At 63.6% G+C, this 14649-nt stretch carries 14 protein-coding genes; 7 read left to right on the top strand and 7 right to left on the bottom strand.

Translation table 11 applies throughout. The features are described 5' to 3' along the window. The first annotated feature begins 18 nt into the window (after positions 1–18). From H8A92_RS06045 to H8A92_RS06025, 5 genes are all read left to right on the top strand, one after another. Complete coding sequence (locus H8A92_RS06045) at positions 19–840, top strand: ABC transporter permease (RefSeq protein ID WP_163157646.1); 822 nt, start codon at positions 19–21, stop codon at positions 838–840. Continuing rightward, positions 837–1817 carry an ABC transporter ATP-binding protein gene (locus tag H8A92_RS06040; RefSeq protein WP_229194930.1) on the top strand — a complete coding sequence of 327 codons (981 nt, stop codon included), beginning with the start codon at positions 837–839 and terminating at the stop codon, positions 1815–1817. Before H8A92_RS06045 ends, H8A92_RS06040 begins: the two co-directional genes overlap by 4 nt. Continuing rightward, on the top strand, positions 1810–2823 hold the full coding sequence (locus tag H8A92_RS06035) for an ABC transporter ATP-binding protein (protein ID WP_229194929.1): 1014 nt from the start codon (positions 1810–1812) through the stop codon (positions 2821–2823). The genes H8A92_RS06040 and H8A92_RS06035 overlap by 8 nt, the downstream gene beginning before the upstream one ends. 182 nt (positions 2824–3005) lie before the next feature. Further along, entirely contained in the window at positions 3006–3470 is a 465-nt protein-coding gene (locus H8A92_RS06030; protein WP_229194928.1) for a GNAT family N-acetyltransferase, read from the top strand. A 48-nt stretch (positions 3471–3518) separates the two neighbouring features. Continuing rightward, positions 3519–4553: an AI-2E family transporter gene (locus tag H8A92_RS06025; RefSeq protein WP_229194927.1), complete on the top strand. Its 1035-nt coding sequence runs from the start codon at positions 3519–3521 to the stop codon at positions 4551–4553. Here H8A92_RS06025 and H8A92_RS06020 read toward each other — a convergent pair. The 7 genes from H8A92_RS06020 to xoxF5 form a co-directional block, all read right to left on the bottom strand. Beyond that, positions 4550–6271: a metallophosphoesterase family protein gene (locus H8A92_RS06020; protein ID WP_229194926.1), complete on the bottom strand. Its 1722-nt coding sequence runs from the start codon at positions 6269–6271 to the stop codon at positions 4550–4552. The two genes, H8A92_RS06025 and H8A92_RS06020, sit on opposite strands and share 4 nt — an antisense overlap. 44 nt (positions 6272–6315) lie before the next feature. Continuing rightward, positions 6316–7458, bottom strand: a complete 1143-nt coding sequence (locus H8A92_RS06015) for an epoxide hydrolase family protein (RefSeq protein WP_229194925.1) — start codon at positions 7456–7458, stop codon at positions 6316–6318. A 75-nt stretch (positions 7459–7533) separates the two neighbouring features. Then, positions 7534–8487 carry a hypothetical protein gene (locus H8A92_RS06010; protein WP_229194924.1) on the bottom strand — a complete coding sequence of 318 codons (954 nt, stop codon included), beginning with the start codon at positions 8485–8487 and terminating at the stop codon, positions 7534–7536. Between the two features lie 123 nt (positions 8488–8610). After that, entirely contained in the window at positions 8611–9174 is a 564-nt protein-coding gene (gfa, locus tag H8A92_RS06005) for an S-(hydroxymethyl)glutathione synthase (RefSeq protein WP_163157664.1), read from the bottom strand. 33 nt (positions 9175–9207) lie between these two features. Beyond that, positions 9208–10317 carry an S-(hydroxymethyl)glutathione dehydrogenase/class III alcohol dehydrogenase gene (locus tag H8A92_RS06000; RefSeq protein WP_163157666.1) on the bottom strand — a complete coding sequence of 370 codons (1110 nt, stop codon included), beginning with the start codon at positions 10315–10317 and terminating at the stop codon, positions 9208–9210. A 50-nt stretch (positions 10318–10367) separates the two neighbouring features. Then, a complete protein-coding gene (locus tag H8A92_RS05995; RefSeq protein WP_229195010.1) occupies positions 10368–10844 on the bottom strand; it encodes a c-type cytochrome, methanol metabolism-related in 477 nt (158 codons plus the stop codon). A gap of 123 nt (positions 10845–10967) precedes the next feature. Further along, complete coding sequence (gene xoxF5 / locus H8A92_RS05990; RefSeq protein WP_229194923.1) at positions 10968–12773, bottom strand: lanthanide-dependent methanol dehydrogenase XoxF5; 1806 nt, start codon at positions 12771–12773, stop codon at positions 10968–10970. A gap of 421 nt (positions 12774–13194) precedes the next feature. Here xoxF5 and H8A92_RS05985 point away from each other — a divergent pair, with 421 nt between their 5' ends. Together H8A92_RS05985 and H8A92_RS05980 are read left to right on the top strand one after the other, a co-directional pair. Continuing rightward, entirely contained in the window at positions 13195–14169 is a 975-nt protein-coding gene (locus H8A92_RS05985) for a helix-turn-helix domain-containing protein (RefSeq protein WP_163157670.1), read from the top strand. Between the two features lie 29 nt (positions 14170–14198). Continuing rightward, positions 14199–14621 carry a YkvA family protein gene (locus H8A92_RS05980; protein WP_229194922.1) on the top strand — a complete coding sequence of 141 codons (423 nt, stop codon included), beginning with the start codon at positions 14199–14201 and terminating at the stop codon, positions 14619–14621. Positions 14622–14649 lie beyond the last annotated feature (28 nt).

The following is a 14649-nucleotide window of genomic DNA, read 5'->3' as shown; positions in this document are numbered from 1 at the left end:
CACGGCGGAGCGGCCGCGATGAAGCTTGGCACCAGTGCGATCATCGGCGGGCTGCTGTTCGCGCTTGCGATCTTCGTCGGCCTGTTCGCGCCCTGGCTGGCACACACGGATCCAGTCATGGGCGCCAACCTCATGAACGCGGAAGAGCCGCCGAGCTGGATCTGGTGGTTCGGTACCGACGCGCAGGGCCGCGATATCTATTCCCGCGTCGTGCACGGCGCACGCATCTCGCTGACGGTCGGCATCGTCTCGCAACTCGTCAACAGCATCATCGGCGTGACGCTGGGCCTGACCGCGGGTTATTGGGGCGGTTGGTGGGACGATGTCGTCAACGGGCTGACCAACCTGATGCTCGCGATCCCCTCGCTGATCTTCGCACTCGCCATCATGGCGGTGCTTGGGCCCGGCCTCACCAGCCTGCTGATCGCGCTCGGATTGACCAACTGGTCTTTCACCTGCCGGATCGCGCGGGCCTCGACGCTGTCGCTCAAGAGCCAGGGCTATGTGCAGGCGGCGCGCGTGCTCGGCTATGGAGACTTGCGTATCATGATCACGCAGCTGCTGCCGAACATGGTCGGCCCCATCATTGTGATCGGCACGCTCGGCATGGGCGGCGCGGTCCTCGCCGAAGCTTCACTCTCGTTCCTCGGCCTCGGCATTCGTCCACCCTATCCAAGCTGGGGCAGCATGCTGTCGGAGGCCCGCGACCAGATCACCACGGCGCCATGGCTGTCGGTCTTCCCCGGCCTTGCGATTTTCCTGACGGTGCTCGGCCTCAATCTGCTTGGCGACGGCTTGCGTGACGTGCTCGATCCCCAGTCGCGGAGCCGGCGCACATGACGACCGCTCCGCTGATCGAAGTCGAGGACTTGCGCATCGATCTCGACGACGGCGCCAACCATGTAGCAGCGGTCGAGGGCGTTTCGTTCCGTATCGATCGCGGCGAGACGTTCGGCCTGGTCGGCGAGTCCGGCTGCGGCAAGAGCATCACGGCGCTCGCCCTGATCGGCCTGCTGCGCCGGCCGCTCTCGGTCGCTGCCGGCGCGATACGTTTCGAGGCCCGCGAAATTCAGCGACTTTCCGCGGCCGAGCAGCGGGCGCTGCGCGGCAACCGCATCGCCATGATCTTCCAGGAGCCGATGACCGCGCTCAACCCGGTCTCGCCCGTCGGCCGGCAGATCGCGGAGATGTTTGTGCTGCACAAAGGCAAGAGCTGGCGCGAGGCCAACCAGCTCGCCGTCGAGGCGCTGGCGAGCGTCCGCGTCCCGGCACCGGAGCGGCGCGTGAAGGATTACCCGCACCAGCTTTCGGGCGGCATGCGCCAACGCGTGATGATCGCCATCGCGCTCGCATGCGATCCGGATCTTCTGATCGCCGACGAGCCGACCACCGCGCTCGACGTGACGGTGCAGGCTGAGATCATCGAGCTGATGCGCAATCTGTGCGCCGAGCGAGGCACGGCGATCCTGATGATCAGCCACGATCTGGGCCTGGTCGCCAACGTCTGCCGCCGGGTCGGCGTCATGTATGCCGGTCGTATCGTCGAGGAACGCCGCTCGGACGACATCTTCAGCGCCTGCGCCCATCCCTACACCCAGGGCCTGGTCGACTCGCTGCCACGGCTGGGGAGCCGCGCAGCACTCGGCCGGTCGCGGCTCAGGGAGATCGCCGGCGTCGTACCGGCGATCGCGGACTTTCCAGCCGGTTGCCGCTTCAATCCGCGTTGCGCGCAGGCGACCGAGATCTGCCGGACCACCGCACCGGAGACGACATGGCTCGGCGCGGGCGGCCTCGTCAGGTGCCACCACCATGCATGACCCCCCGGTAAAGCCCGGCGACGATGTCATTCTCAGCGTGGAGGATCTCGCGGTGCATTTTCCGCTCGGCGGCGGCTTGCTGGGCGGCGGCCAGCGGCTGTTGCGCGCGGTCGACGGGATCGATCTCGAACTGAAGCGCGGCGAGTGCCTCGGTCTCGTCGGCGAATCCGGTTGCGGCAAGTCGACCGTCGCCCTTTCGCTGCTTGGGCTCCTGACGCCGACGCGGGGCAGGATCGTGCTCGACGGGCACGTCGTGACGGGCCGGCAATCGGGCGATCGAAAACTGTTGGCCCGGACCGCCCAAATGGTGTTTCAGGACCCCTACGCCTCGCTCAATCCACGCCAGACGGTTCGTCGCACGCTCGAAGACCCGTTGCGCCTGCATGGGGTGACGGCCAAAAGCGAAGTCGACGGACGCGTTGCGGCGATGCTCAGGCATGTCGGCCTGCGGCCCGAACAGGCCGGCCGCTACCCGCATGAGTTCTCGGGTGGCCAGCGCCAGCGCATCGGCATCGCCCGCGCGCTGATCCTCAATCCGAAGATCGTCATCTGCGACGAGCCGGTCTCGGCACTCGATGTCTCGATCCGTGCCCAGATCATCAACCTGCTGCTGGAGCTGAAGGAAACACTCGGCCTCTCCTACATCATGATCAGCCACGATCTCGGCGTCGTCGAGCACATGAGCGACAGGGTCGCGGTCATGTATCTCGGCCGCATTGTGGAGACGGGCGGCTGGCGCGAGATCTTCGAACGGCCGGCGCACCCGTATACGCAAACCCTAATCGCCGCCATTCCCGATCCGCTCCGCCGCGCACCGCTCGCGACGACGAGGGGTGAGCTTCCCAATCCGCTCAATCCGCCGGACGGATGTGCATTCAGTCCACGCTGTCGTTACGCAGAAGCGGTGTGTCAGCGCGAGCCTCGGCCTTCGCTTCAAACCCGTCCGGACGGACACGCGGTCCGGTGCTGGCGGGCCGACGAGATTGCCGGTCAGCTTCCAAGCTGAATGGTGCGCTCCAGCGCCGCGGCAAAGCCGTTGAGCGGGACGTTGAAGACGACGGCCTGCCCGTTCCCGATGTTCTGCGCGGCAATAGCGGAAATGGTAGTCCGCAGGGCTCTACCCAACCCACGCCTCGACCTTCCTCCCGAGATTTGCGCGCGGGGGGCATTTTCCACTAAGGTTGCCGGATGGACATGCTCGTCAAGCTCTACGCCCTGCCCGATTCAAGGCCCGCCTACGATCGATTGCAGCAGGCCGGAATTGTCATGCGCCGGGCGCTCGCCCCTGAGAAGCACAAGGTCATAGCCTGGGTGCGAGAAACATTCAGCGAGGCGTGGGCCAGCGAAACCGACGTGGCATTCAGCCGCCGACCGGTCTCCTGCTTCATCGCGATCCAGCAGAAGAAGATCGTGGGATTCGCCTGCTACGACGCGGCCTGCCGCAACTTCTTCGGTCCGACCGGCGTCGCGCCGAAGGCGCAACAGAGCGGAATCGGCAAGGCGCTGCTGTTCGCCTGTCTCGAGGACATGAAATATCAGGGCTTCGGCTACGCCATCATCGGCGGAGTCGGGCCGGCGGAATTCTATGCGAAGGCCGTCGGCGCGGTGGCCATCGACGGCTCCGCGCCGGGGATTTATCGCGGATTGCTGTAGCTGCGCCGCAGGATCGAGCCGGCTCTCAGGAGATCGGATAACCCAAGGATGACTGGCGGGTTGAAGATCACGACCGGCATCATCGCCGCGGTACTGGTCATCGCGGCGGTGGCTCAGGCACGCAGTGTGCTGGCCCCGCTTGCGGCCGCGCTGTTCATCATTGCGATCGTCTGGCCCGTTCAGGAACGGCTGCAGTCGTGGCTGCCGAAACTCCTCGCGCTCGCCATCACCGTCGTCGTTACGACCACGACCTGCGTCGCGTTCGCCTCGCTGGCGGCGTGGGGATTCGGCCGTGTCGGGCGCTCGTTGATTGCGGATGCGGCGCGATATCAAGCCTTCTACGACGCCGCGGTGATTTGGCTGGACGGTCACGGCGTCTCGTTCGCCGGCCTTTGGGCGGAGCATTTCAATGTCGGCTGGCTGCTGCGCATCACGCAATACGTCACCGGCCGCGTCAACACCACGTTGAGTTTCTGGCTCATCGCGCTGGTCTATGTCGTGCTGGGACTTCTCGAGGTCGAAGATGCCGGTCGGCGAATCCGGCGATTGGAGAACCGCACGGCCGCGCGCATCCTGCTCAAGGGCAGCAAAGCGACGGCCGCCAAGTTTCGCCAATATATGCTGGTGCGGACGCAGATGAGCGCGGTCACAGGTCTCCTGGTCGGCCTGTTTGCTGCGGTGACCGGACTGCCATTCGCGTTCGAATGGGGCGTCATCGCTTTTGTCCTCAACTACATTCCCTTCATCGGCCCTTTCATCGCGACACTGTTCCCCACGCTGCTGGCCATGACCCAGTTCGAGAGCTGGCCCGCGGTGTTTGGAGTGTTCGCCTGTCTCAACGTCATCCAGTTCGTGGTCGGCAGCTATGTCGAACCGCGAGTGGCTGGCTCGACGCTATCGATCTCGCCGTTCCTGGTGCTGTTTGCGATCTTCTTCTGGAGCTCGCTCTGGGGCCTGTTCGGGACTTTCATCGGCGTGCCGATCACGCTCGCTATTCTGACCTTCTGTGCCGAGAGTCCGTCGGCCGCATGGATCGCCGATTTGTTCGGCGGAACGCCCGAAGATAAGCCGGAAAAGTCCTAGCTCCCGGCAATTTCCACCCGCTCGGGCTCGGCGAGGCAGAGCTTCCGGTCCGGACCGACCACCATTGTGTGGATATAGAAATAGGTGACTGCATCATCCGCCGCCCCCATCACCGGCGACGGAGCTGAGACGATCTTCGACGCACCGCATGTACCGATCCAATCGATATGCCGGTGACCGTGCATCACGACCGAGCGATCGGAAAACCTTTGCAACTTGCGCACAAACCAACTGCCGTTGATCAGGGCGGTCCCGATGCGTTCGGCAAACGTCTTGACCGGCATAGGATACTCCATCAAATGATGATGCAGCGCGATGGTCCAATATGCCGTCGGGAAATGGCGGATTGCAGCCTCCAATCGCCGCGTTTGCGCTTCCGAAACCAAACCGAGCGCGTTGGTGAAGGAGAAGTGGGTTTCTGCGTTGGAGTTGAGAACTGCGATCCCGAGGCCGCCATCCCGGTCCGGCGGCAGGATCATTGGGAATTGATCATCGAACAGACCGCGGAGCGCTGCTGCGCGCCGCACGCCCCCGTGCTGCGCAAATTGCGTGATCCGGTCACGGTAAGATGCCAGCGACTGGTTCAGCGTAGCCGATGGTTTGCCGGAATCGTCGATGACACGCACGCGATCGCCCTGGACGGCCGCAATCGCCGACAGGGTACGCATCTGCCGTAGCCGCTTGCCTGGGCTGAACGGCAGGTCGAGGCGCGCGGGATTGGCGCGATCGACGACGTTGACGTCATGATTGCCCGGAAGCATGACGATGCGAGCGGCAAGCTCGGGATGACCTGCCAGCGCATCGAGAAATTCCGCCCATTCGCCAGGCCGGCCGGCATCCGTCATATCGCCGCTGATCAGCACATGGTCGAGCGGATCGACGGCGTGAATTTCGGCGAGGCGAGCCAGCACGCGGTTGAAGCGCTGGTTTCCCCGTGGACCGGCCGTCCCGCTTTCGATGCGGAAGCCATATCGCTCGCCGACCACGTGAAGATCAGACAAATGCGCAACGCGCCAGCAGCGGCCTCCCGGCGGCGGCGCGTCGAAGCCGGCAAGGTCGGCCGGTTGATCCATACTGGCATCGGCCACACTCCAGGCCAGCGATGCAACCGCAAGATAGCTGGACACCAGCACCACGGCGTTCGCGAACGTCGGCACCACGAGACGATGAATCAGAACAAGGTCGTTGACGGTCGCAGTCCATTGCGAAACAGGCCAGGCCAGGACCGCGATCAATGCCGCACCTGCAGAGAGCAACATGCCGGCGCCGATCGAGCAACTCCGGCGCAGCCTCATGCGAGAGGCGGCAGTTGAGCCGGTTCGCCAGAGCAGCTCCGCCAGATGGCGCAGCGCCTCGCGCGTGAAGGCGTAGCTCGGTTGCACCGCGAGTGCGTTCAGTGACCAGAAGTTTGTTTCGGCGATTTGAAGCAGCGGTCGCCCGCCAAGCCAGCCTAACGCCGCGATCACAATCAACGCCAGCACGGCCCCGACCTCGGACAATGCCAGTACGTGTTGCGAAAGGCTCGAGATCCAGGCGGACGCAACCAGCGGCGCAAGGCCGAGCAACACGCCCGGAAGCAGAAGCGAAACCGTCCAGGCGAACAGCAGCTTCGCCGGGCTTATCTCAACCAGAAGGCTGCCCATGATCGCGAACAACGAACGCTGTTCGGGACTGGCGGCGTTGTCCTCGAAGTCGCCATGGCGGGGATCAAGCAGCACGCCGACGTCCCTCCGTTACGCAGCGCATTCTGACACAAACGCTGCTAGCGCAGCATCCCGAAGAACTTGCGCACCTCGCCGACGAACAGCTCGGGCTGCTCGAACGCCGAGAAGTGCCCGCCCTTCGGCATCTCGCTCCAGTGCCGGATGTTGGTGAAGTTCGTCTCCATCCATTTGCGGACCGGCGTGACGATCTCCTTGGGGAACACGGCAACGCCGGTCGGCACACTCACCTTGTGTGGAGTCCGCTTGCCCGGCCCGAAGCTTTCCCAGTACAGCCGCGCCGAAGACGCGGCCGTCGCGGTGACCCAGTACAGCATGACATTGTCGAGCAGCTCGTCGCGGCTGAGGATGTTTTCCGGATGCCCGTCGCAGTCGGTCCAGGCCCAGAACTTTTCCAGGATCCAGGCCGCCTGCCCGCTCGGTGAATCCGTCAGGCCATAACCAAGCGTCTGCGGCCGGGTGGACTGCTGCTTGGAATAGCCGGAATCCCAGTCGGCATAGTATTTGATGCCGTTGAGCGCACGGGTCTCCTCCGGCGTCGGCTGCCCCTCGACATTGGGCCGGGTCGACATCGCAAGCGTGATGTGGATGCCGCCGCAATGTGCCGGGTCCTGGCCGCCGATCGCGGTCGTGACCGCCGAGCCCCAATCGCCGCCTTGCGCGAAATAGCGGGTGTAGCCGAGCCGCTGCATCAGGACGGCCCAGGCGCTGGCGATCCTGTCGACGCCCCAGCCTGTCTCAGCAGGCTTGGCCGAGAAGCCGAAGCCCGGCAATGACGGGCACACCACATGGAACGCGTCACGCGCGCTGCCGCCATGCGCTGTCGGATCGGTCAGCGGCTCGATCACCTTGTGGAATTCGACCACCGATCCCGGCCAGCCATGGGTGATGATCAACGGCCGCGCCTCCGGATGCTTGGAGCGGACGTGGATGAAGTGGATGTCGAGCGCGTCGATCTCGGTGGTGAACTGGCTGAAGCGGTTGAGCCGCGCCTCGCGCTGCCGCCAATCATACGTCTCGGCCCAATAGTGGCAGACGTCCTTGATCCATTTCAGCGGCGCGCCCTGGCTCCAGTCGTCGACCAGTTCGGCTTCCGGCCAGCGGGTCCGGCGCAGCCTGAAGCGGAGATCCTCAAGGACACCGTCACTGACGGCAATGCGAAACGGGCTGATGGCGGTATTCATGGTGTCTCCCCGGAGATGCAGACTTTCCGGAGAAGATAGGCTCGCGCTGGTCGCCGATCAAACTGCCATGCGGTGCTATTTACCGATCGCCGTCTCCAGCAGCGCCTGGGCCTGTTTGGCGGCCTCGGCGAACGCCGGCTGCTCCGGGGCGTGCTGAACGAAGCAGCGCTTGAATGCGTCCTCGCCCTGCTGGCGGAGGTCGCCGAGATTGTCATACGCCTTCCTGGTGATCTGCTTGCGCTCGAGCTTCTCGGCCGCTTCATCGGCCTTTTTGTTGTAGTCGGTGCGGATCGCCGTGCAGGCGGGCACTTTCACATTGGGCTCGATCTCGCCATAGGCGATGTAGAACTTGCCGTTGGCGAGAACAGCCACGAACACCTCATCGGCGGCCTCAGGGAACGAGTCCTGGGTGCGGCCGGCCAGGAAGCCGTAAGTCAGGGTGGCCGACGCCGGCTTGGCGACCGGCAGGTCGTTGAAATTGACCACCGCGGCGTCGGTCGAGATCGCCTGGGTGTAGAGGCCTTCGAACTTCACCGCTGCGTCGATCTGCTGCGGCACGTTCTTGCTGCCCTTGTCCCACCAGGCCTTGTGCTCCTGCAGCCAGCGCGTGAACAAGGCATCGGTGGTGACGATGATGTGGGCTTTCGGCTCGACGAAGCTCCCGTCGGCGCGCTTCTCTCCGATCTTGGCGCCGTCCCTGCCCCTGTCGGCATCGAAGCGCAGGCCGTCCAGCATGCCGAACCCCATGTCGCCCTTATATAAAGTATCGAGATTGAGCTGGGCGGGGCCAAAGCCCGGCCGGGCGGGCTCGGACAGGATGGCAGCCAGCTGCGCCTTCAGCCCGTCTCGCGCGGCCGCCTCGGCCTTGTCGACGGCCTCGTTGATCTTGTTGTCGCTCGACAGCTTGGCGAATTTGGCGATCGCGGCATCGCGCGCGGCGATGTAGCGGTCTTCCGGCGACGCCGCGTGGGCGCGCGAGAGGACCAGGATCGGGGAAAGCACGAGGGCAAGACGAAAAATAAAATGCATGCCCTGTGGTCGCCCGCAGGGCATGCAAGGTTCAAGGTCACGGGTACTACCAGCATATCCGTCGCCGGCAGGCCCTCCGCCGGCGCAGGATCTCGTCAGAGCGAGCCGATCAGGCTGCCGTCCTCAAGCCGCCTTGGACTTCGCCACGTGGGTGGCGATCGCGTCCATCAGCGCCGGCGACAGGCAGTCATAGGGCTCGAGCCCAAGCTCCTTCAGCCGCGACCTGATCCCGGCCATCTCCGCCGGCTTGACGCCGGACTCGATCACCGACGACACGAAGGCGGCAAATCCCGGAGCCGCCGAGCCGGACTCCTGGAACAGCTCGGGGTGGATGAAGTCGAGGCCGTAGAACGGATGGCCCTTGTTCTCGATCCGGCCGTACATATGGGTGCCGCAGCCGGTGCAGGCGTGGCGCTGGATCACCGCGGCCGCGTCGACGATCTTCAACTTGTCGCCGTTCTCCAGCACGGTGACGTTCTCGCGCGGAACCACCGCGACCACCGAGAAGGTGGCGCCCGCGGGCTTCCAGCATTTGGTGCAGCCGCAGGCGTGGTTATGGGCGACGTCGCCCTTGACCCCGACCTTGACCTTCTTGTCCGCGCATTTGCAGACCAGCGTGCCGCCGGCAAAATTGCCGGAGCCTTGCTTGACGCCATTGTCGACCGACGGGTGGATATGAACAGTCATTGGTCTATCCTCCTAGTGCTTGGTGTTTTGATTTCAGAATACGACGACCGAACGGATCGATTTGCCCTCGTGCATCAGGTCGAAGCCCTTGTTGATCTCGTCGAGCTTCAGCACGTGGGTGATCATCGGATCGATCTGGATCTTTCCGCCCATGTACCAGTCGACGATCTTCGGCACGTCGGTGCGGCCGCGTGCGCCGCCGAACGCTGTGCCCTTCCAGACGCGTCCGGTGACGAGCTGGAACGGCCGGGTCGCGATCTCCTTGCCGGACTCCGCAACGCCGATCACGACCGAGACGCCCCAGCCGCGGTGGCAGGCTTCCAGCGCCTGCCGCATCACGGTGGTGTTGCCGGTGCAGTCGAAGGTGTAGTCGGCGCCGCCGTCGGTGAGGCCCACCAGGTGCTGGACGATGTCGCCCTGCACCTTGGTCGGATTGACGAAGTGCGTCATGCCGAACTGGCGACCCCAGGCGTCCTTCGAGTCGTTGATGTCGACGCCGATGATCTTGTCGGCACCGACCATCTTGGCGCCCTGGATCACGTTGAGGCCGATGCCGCCGAGGCCGAACACGACCACGTTGGAGCCCGGCGTCACCTTGGCGGTGTTGACGACGGCGCCGACGCCGGTGGTGACGCCACAGCCGATGTAGCAGCTCTTGTCGAACGGCGCGTCCTCGCGGATCTTGGCGACCGCGATCTCGGGCAACACGGTGAAGTTCGAGAAGGTCGAGCAGCCCATGTAGTGGAAGACCGGCTTGCCCTTGTAGCTGAAGCGCGAAGTGCCGTCGGGCATCACGCCCTTGCCCTGCGTGGCGCGGATCGCGGTGCAGAGGTTGGTCTTCTGGCTCAGGCAGCTTTTGCACTGCCGGCATTCGGGCGTGTAGAGCGGGATCACGTGATCGCCCGGCTTCACCGACGTCACGCCGGCGCCGACTTCGCGAACGATGCCGGCGCCTTCATGGCCGAGCACCGAAGGGAAGATGCCTTCGCTGTCGAAGCCGTCCAGCGTGTAGGCATCGGTGTGGCAGATACCGGTCGCCTTGATCTCGACGAGGACCTCGCCGGCCTTGGGGCCTTCCAGGTCGAGCTCGACGATCTCGAGCGGCTTCTTTGCTTCGAATGCGACTGCGGCGCGGGTCTTCATCTTGGTCTCCACTAAACATCAAACAGGTTTGTCGTTCGCGCCGGTCACGCTCACTTCTTGTTGCCCATGCAGGCATCTTCGGCCTTGCCATAGGCTTCCGACTTGTCTTCATGCTTGGCCGGCCGAACACGCCCGACTGCATCATTGGCGCGGGCGCGCAGGTACACATAGAGGTCGTCCATGTAGCAGGCAACGTTGGGGTTATCGCCGAATGCCGGCATCACATTCTCCTGCGCCGTGGACACGTTCTTGCGTCCGCTCGCGACCACGCCCATGAAGTCCGCGTAGTTCATGCTCTTCAGCGAATTCGCCAGCGCCGGAGCATAGGTCGATCCCATGCCGTCGGGGCCGTGACAGACGTGGCACTCCGAATGATAGCGGCGGTATCCGGAGTAGGTGTACCAGTCCACCGTGCCGTCGGACGTTACCTTGAACGTCGGGTTGCCATCCTTGTCGAGATACTTGCCGTCCTCGCTCTTGACGGCGGTCGGATCACCCACGTCCTCGGCGGAGGCAACTCCACCCATTGCCACGACGAAAATCGCAGCAGTCACAAACCAGATCTTACGCAAAAGCATATCCTCGCGTGCAGATTGAAGACGGACCGGCGCATGGAGTTCGCTCCATGCGCCGGAACGAGGTCGCTCAGCTCACTGCTGCGGCAGCGAGAACACGGTGAGCGTTCCACCGAGCGCGGTGTAGTTGCTCAGCGCGGCATAGCCGCCGACTGCACCGAGACCGGCCGTCGGATCAGTCAGACCGGCCGCGAGACCGATGCCTGCCCAACCACCGACACCTGACAGAACCGCGACGTACTGCTTGCCGTTGTTCTCGTAGGTGGTGACGTTGCCGATGATCCCGGACGGGGTCTTGAACTTGTAGAGCTCCTTGCCCGTCTTGGCGTCGACTGCCTTCAGGTAGCCTTCCAGCGTGCCGTAGAACACCACGCCGCCGGCGGTCGCGAGTGCACCCGACCAGACCGAGAACTGCTCCTTGTTCGACCAGACGATCTTGCCGGTCTTGCCGTCCCAGGCGATGAAGTTGCCCATGTTGGTTTCACCGGGAGGCGGATACATCGACAGCGTCGCACCGACATAGGGCTGACCTGCGGTGTAGCTCACCTTGAACGGCTCGTAGTCCATGCAGACGTGGTTGGTCGGCACGTAGAACAGCTGCGTGTCGGGCGAGTAAGCCGCCGGCTGCTCGTCCTTCGAGCCAAGCGCTGCCGGGCAGATTCCCTTGACGTTGACGTCCTCGCCGGCCTTGTCGGTCGACGCTGCGTCAAGAACCTTCGGACGACCATAGGTCGGCGAATCCTTCTTCATGTCGACGCCGGAGGTCCAGTTCACCTTCGGATCGTACTTCTCGGCGACCAGCAGTTCGCCGGTGGCGCGATCGAGCGTGTAGCCGAGGCCGTTGCGATCGAAGTGGGTCAGGAGCTTGCGCGCCTTGCCGTCGATCGACTGATCCGAGAGGATCATCTCGTTGATGCCGTCATAGTCCCATTCGTCATGGGGCGTCATCTGGTAGACCCACTTGGCGACGCCGGTATCCGGGTTACGCGCCCAGATCGTCATCGACCACTTGTTGTCGCCGGGACGCTGCTTCGGATTCCAGGTCGAGGGGTTACCCGATCCGTAGTAGACGAGGTTGAGTTCAGGATCGTAGGAGATCCAGCCCCAGGTCGCGCCGCCGCCGATCTTCCACTGATCGCCTTGCCACGTCTTCAGGCTCGAGTCCTTGCCGACCGGCTTGCCGAGCTCGGTGGTCTTGTCGTCGACCAGGATCTGGTCATCCGGACCTTCCGAGAATCCGCGCCAGACCAGCTTGCCGGTCTTGATGTCGTAGGCGCTCATGTGCGCCTGCACGCCGAACTCGCCGCCGGAGATACCGATCAGGACCTTGTCCTTGACCACCATCGGCGCGGAGGTGCCGGTCGAACCCTTGCTCGGATCGCCGTTCTTCACCGACCACTCCACCTTGCCGGTCTTGGCATCGAGCGCGACCAGCGTGGTGTCGGCCTGGTGCAGGAAGATCTTGCCGTCACCATAGGCGACGCCGCGGTTGACGGTATCGCAGCACATCACCGGAATGACGTTCGGATCCTGCTTCGGCTCGTACTTCCAGACGATCTGGTTGTCCTTGGAAAGGTCAATAGCGTAGACCTTGTTCGGGAACGGGGTGTGCACGTACATCATGTTGCCGATGATCAGCGGACCGCCTTCGTGGCCGCGCAGCACGCCAGTCGAAAACGTCCACGCTACCTGCAACTTTCCGACGTTCGAGGCGTTGATCTGATTCAGCTTCGAATAGCGCTGATTGGTGTAGTCGCCGGTCGGCATCACCCAATCTTTCGGGTTCTGCGTCATCTTGTGGAGTTCGTCATTGGCAGTGGCAGCTCCGGCGGCGAATACCGCCATTGCCCCAAGGCTGGTCGCGTATAGCAGCTTGCGCATCGTGGATTTCCTCCCAGGTTCAAGAGCTCAAGGGTTTCCGCCGAAACGGCCCCACTTCTTCCATTTTGGTTCCCCATTCGTAGTCCGATCGCATCCGGTTGACTTGCCCAATAGAGAAGCGCCGTTTGCACAGAAGCGAAGCTGCGTCAGATTTTTGCTGGCCGCCGCCGGATCGGCGGGAAAGCTTGCTTCATGTTGCAGGGCATCAATCGCGGCCGGCGCAATCCGAGCGCCAGTTTGACGCGTGCTAAGGTTGCGCTTGACGAGCCCAGAACTAAGTCGGAGGATCGCTCGCCATTAACCGGGAAGAAATCCCGCCGCCTCCCTAACCTATTCAGAATCAGGGAGAAGGCGCATCATCCCGAACCAGACTTAAGCGCGGTGGGCAGTCACGTTGGGGATCGAATCGGTGGCTGGAAAGATGTCCGATACAGTCCATTCACTCAGCACGAACGGATTGACGCCCAAGCGTCAAATCCAGCGCTGGTCGGATGCGCTCACTGATCTTTGCGGCCAGTTCGACGTCGATGCGCTGGAAGGATCCTCGCTCGAAGGCCGGATCAACTACACCACCGTGTCGCGGTTGAAGCTGTGCCAGATCGAGGCAAGCCAGCATCGCATCGCCCATGCGCTCTCGCGCATCAGGCTGAGCGAGCACCCCTACATCAAGATCGTTTTCCAGACTCACGGCGTCTCGCATTTCGAGCAGGACGGTCTGCACTTCGACATCATGCCGGGAGACTGCTTCGCATATGACGTCTCATGTCCGCACACGATCATCAGCCCGTCCCTGACGCGTCACGAGGTCGTCATCGTTCCAAAGGACCTGCTCAAGGAGCGCGGCTTCCAGCTCTCCAAGATGGCACCCTGCAAGCTGTCGGCGCGCAACGGCACCGGCCGCATCGCCTATGATTTCGTCCATGCCGCATTCGGCGAGGCACCGACGCTGACCCCGGTCAACGCCGTCGGCGTCGCCGATGCGCTGATCGACCTGCTGCTGCTGCCGCTGCGCGAGACCGGCGCGATGTTCGACCGCGGCAGCGCCGAGGCGACCTATGTGCGGGCCCAAGGGTTCATCCGCGAGCATCTGCGCGATCCCGATCTCTGCATCGACCGCATTTCCGCGGCGCTCGGCTGCTCGAAGCGCTATCTGCACATGCTGTTCAGCGATCGCGGCATGACGGTCAGCGATTACATCTGGAAGGCCCGCCTGCAAAATTGCCGGCAGGAACTGGAATCACAGAACGGCAAGACCATCACGGATGTGGCGTTCTCGTGGGGCTTCTCGAGCTCCTCGCATTTCAGCCGCGTCTTCCGGAAGTATTTCGGTATCGCGCCTTCCTCCGTCCACAAGGGTCTGCACGGCGGCATGCCGGTGGACGTCGTGCTGGAATAGCGCTTCCGTTCGGCGTGCAGGCGCCCGCCATGCTGTCCGCCATCAAGCATTCCTCAAGCAAGACCCTTACCTCAATCAAGGCCTGGGCGCGCAACCTCAAGCGGGACAGCGTCGCGCTGTATCTCGCTTCGCGTGATCCAGGCGTACCGTGGTACGCCAAGGCCGTCGCAATCGCAGTGGCAGCCTATGCGCTTTCACCGATCGACCTGATCCCGGATTTCATTCCGGTTGTCGGCTATCTCGACGATCTGATTCTCGTGCCGCTTGGCATCTGGCTTGCCATCTCGCTCGTTCCGGACGAGGTGATGGCGGAATGCCGCGCCAAGGCCGGCGCGGTATTGCAGCGACCGACCAGCCGAGCCGGAATGATCGCGATCATCGCGCTCTGGATCGCCGGCGCATTCGCACTGGCGTGGGCCGCGTTCACATCCTGGCCGCGAACAGCCCCCTAGAGCGGGATGGGTTTTGGTTGAATCGGCC

It is taken from the genome of Bradyrhizobium acaciae, from assembly GCF_020889785.1.
Taxonomy (GTDB): domain Bacteria; phylum Pseudomonadota; class Alphaproteobacteria; order Rhizobiales; family Xanthobacteraceae; genus Bradyrhizobium; species Bradyrhizobium acaciae.
This window is presented reverse-complemented; position numbering and strand designations above follow the sequence as displayed.

Coding starts and splice junctions, on each gene's coding strand:
- H8A92_RS06045 (WP_163157646.1), top strand. CDS start 19: ATGAAGCTTGGCACCAGTGCGATCATCGGCGGGCTGCTGTTCGCGCTT.
- H8A92_RS06040 (WP_229194930.1), top strand. CDS start 837: ATGACGACCGCTCCGCTGATCGAAGTCGAGGACTTGCGCATCGATCTC.
- H8A92_RS06035 (WP_229194929.1), top strand. CDS start 1,810: ATGCATGACCCCCCGGTAAAGCCCGGCGACGATGTCATTCTCAGCGTG.
- H8A92_RS06030 (WP_229194928.1), top strand. CDS start 3,006: ATGGACATGCTCGTCAAGCTCTACGCCCTGCCCGATTCAAGGCCCGCC.
- H8A92_RS06025 (WP_229194927.1), top strand. CDS start 3,519: ATGACTGGCGGGTTGAAGATCACGACCGGCATCATCGCCGCGGTACTG.
- H8A92_RS06015 (WP_229194925.1), bottom strand. CDS start 7,458: ATGAATACCGCCATCAGCCCGTTTCGCATTGCCGTCAGTGACGGTGTC.
- H8A92_RS06010 (WP_229194924.1), bottom strand. CDS start 8,487: ATGCATTTTATTTTTCGTCTTGCCCTCGTGCTTTCCCCGATCCTGGTC.
- gfa (WP_163157664.1), bottom strand. CDS start 9,174: ATGACTGTTCATATCCACCCGTCGGTCGACAATGGCGTCAAGCAAGGC.
- H8A92_RS06000 (WP_163157666.1), bottom strand. CDS start 10,317: ATGAAGACCCGCGCCGCAGTCGCATTCGAAGCAAAGAAGCCGCTCGAG.
- H8A92_RS05995 (WP_229195010.1), bottom strand. CDS start 10,844: ATGGGTGGAGTTGCCTCCGCCGAGGACGTGGGTGATCCGACCGCCGTC.
- xoxF5 (WP_229194923.1), bottom strand. CDS start 12,773: ATGCGCAAGCTGCTATACGCGACCAGCCTTGGGGCAATGGCGGTATTC.
- H8A92_RS05985 (WP_163157670.1), top strand. CDS start 13,195: ATGTCCGATACAGTCCATTCACTCAGCACGAACGGATTGACGCCCAAG.
- H8A92_RS05980 (WP_229194922.1), top strand. CDS start 14,199: ATGCTGTCCGCCATCAAGCATTCCTCAAGCAAGACCCTTACCTCAATC.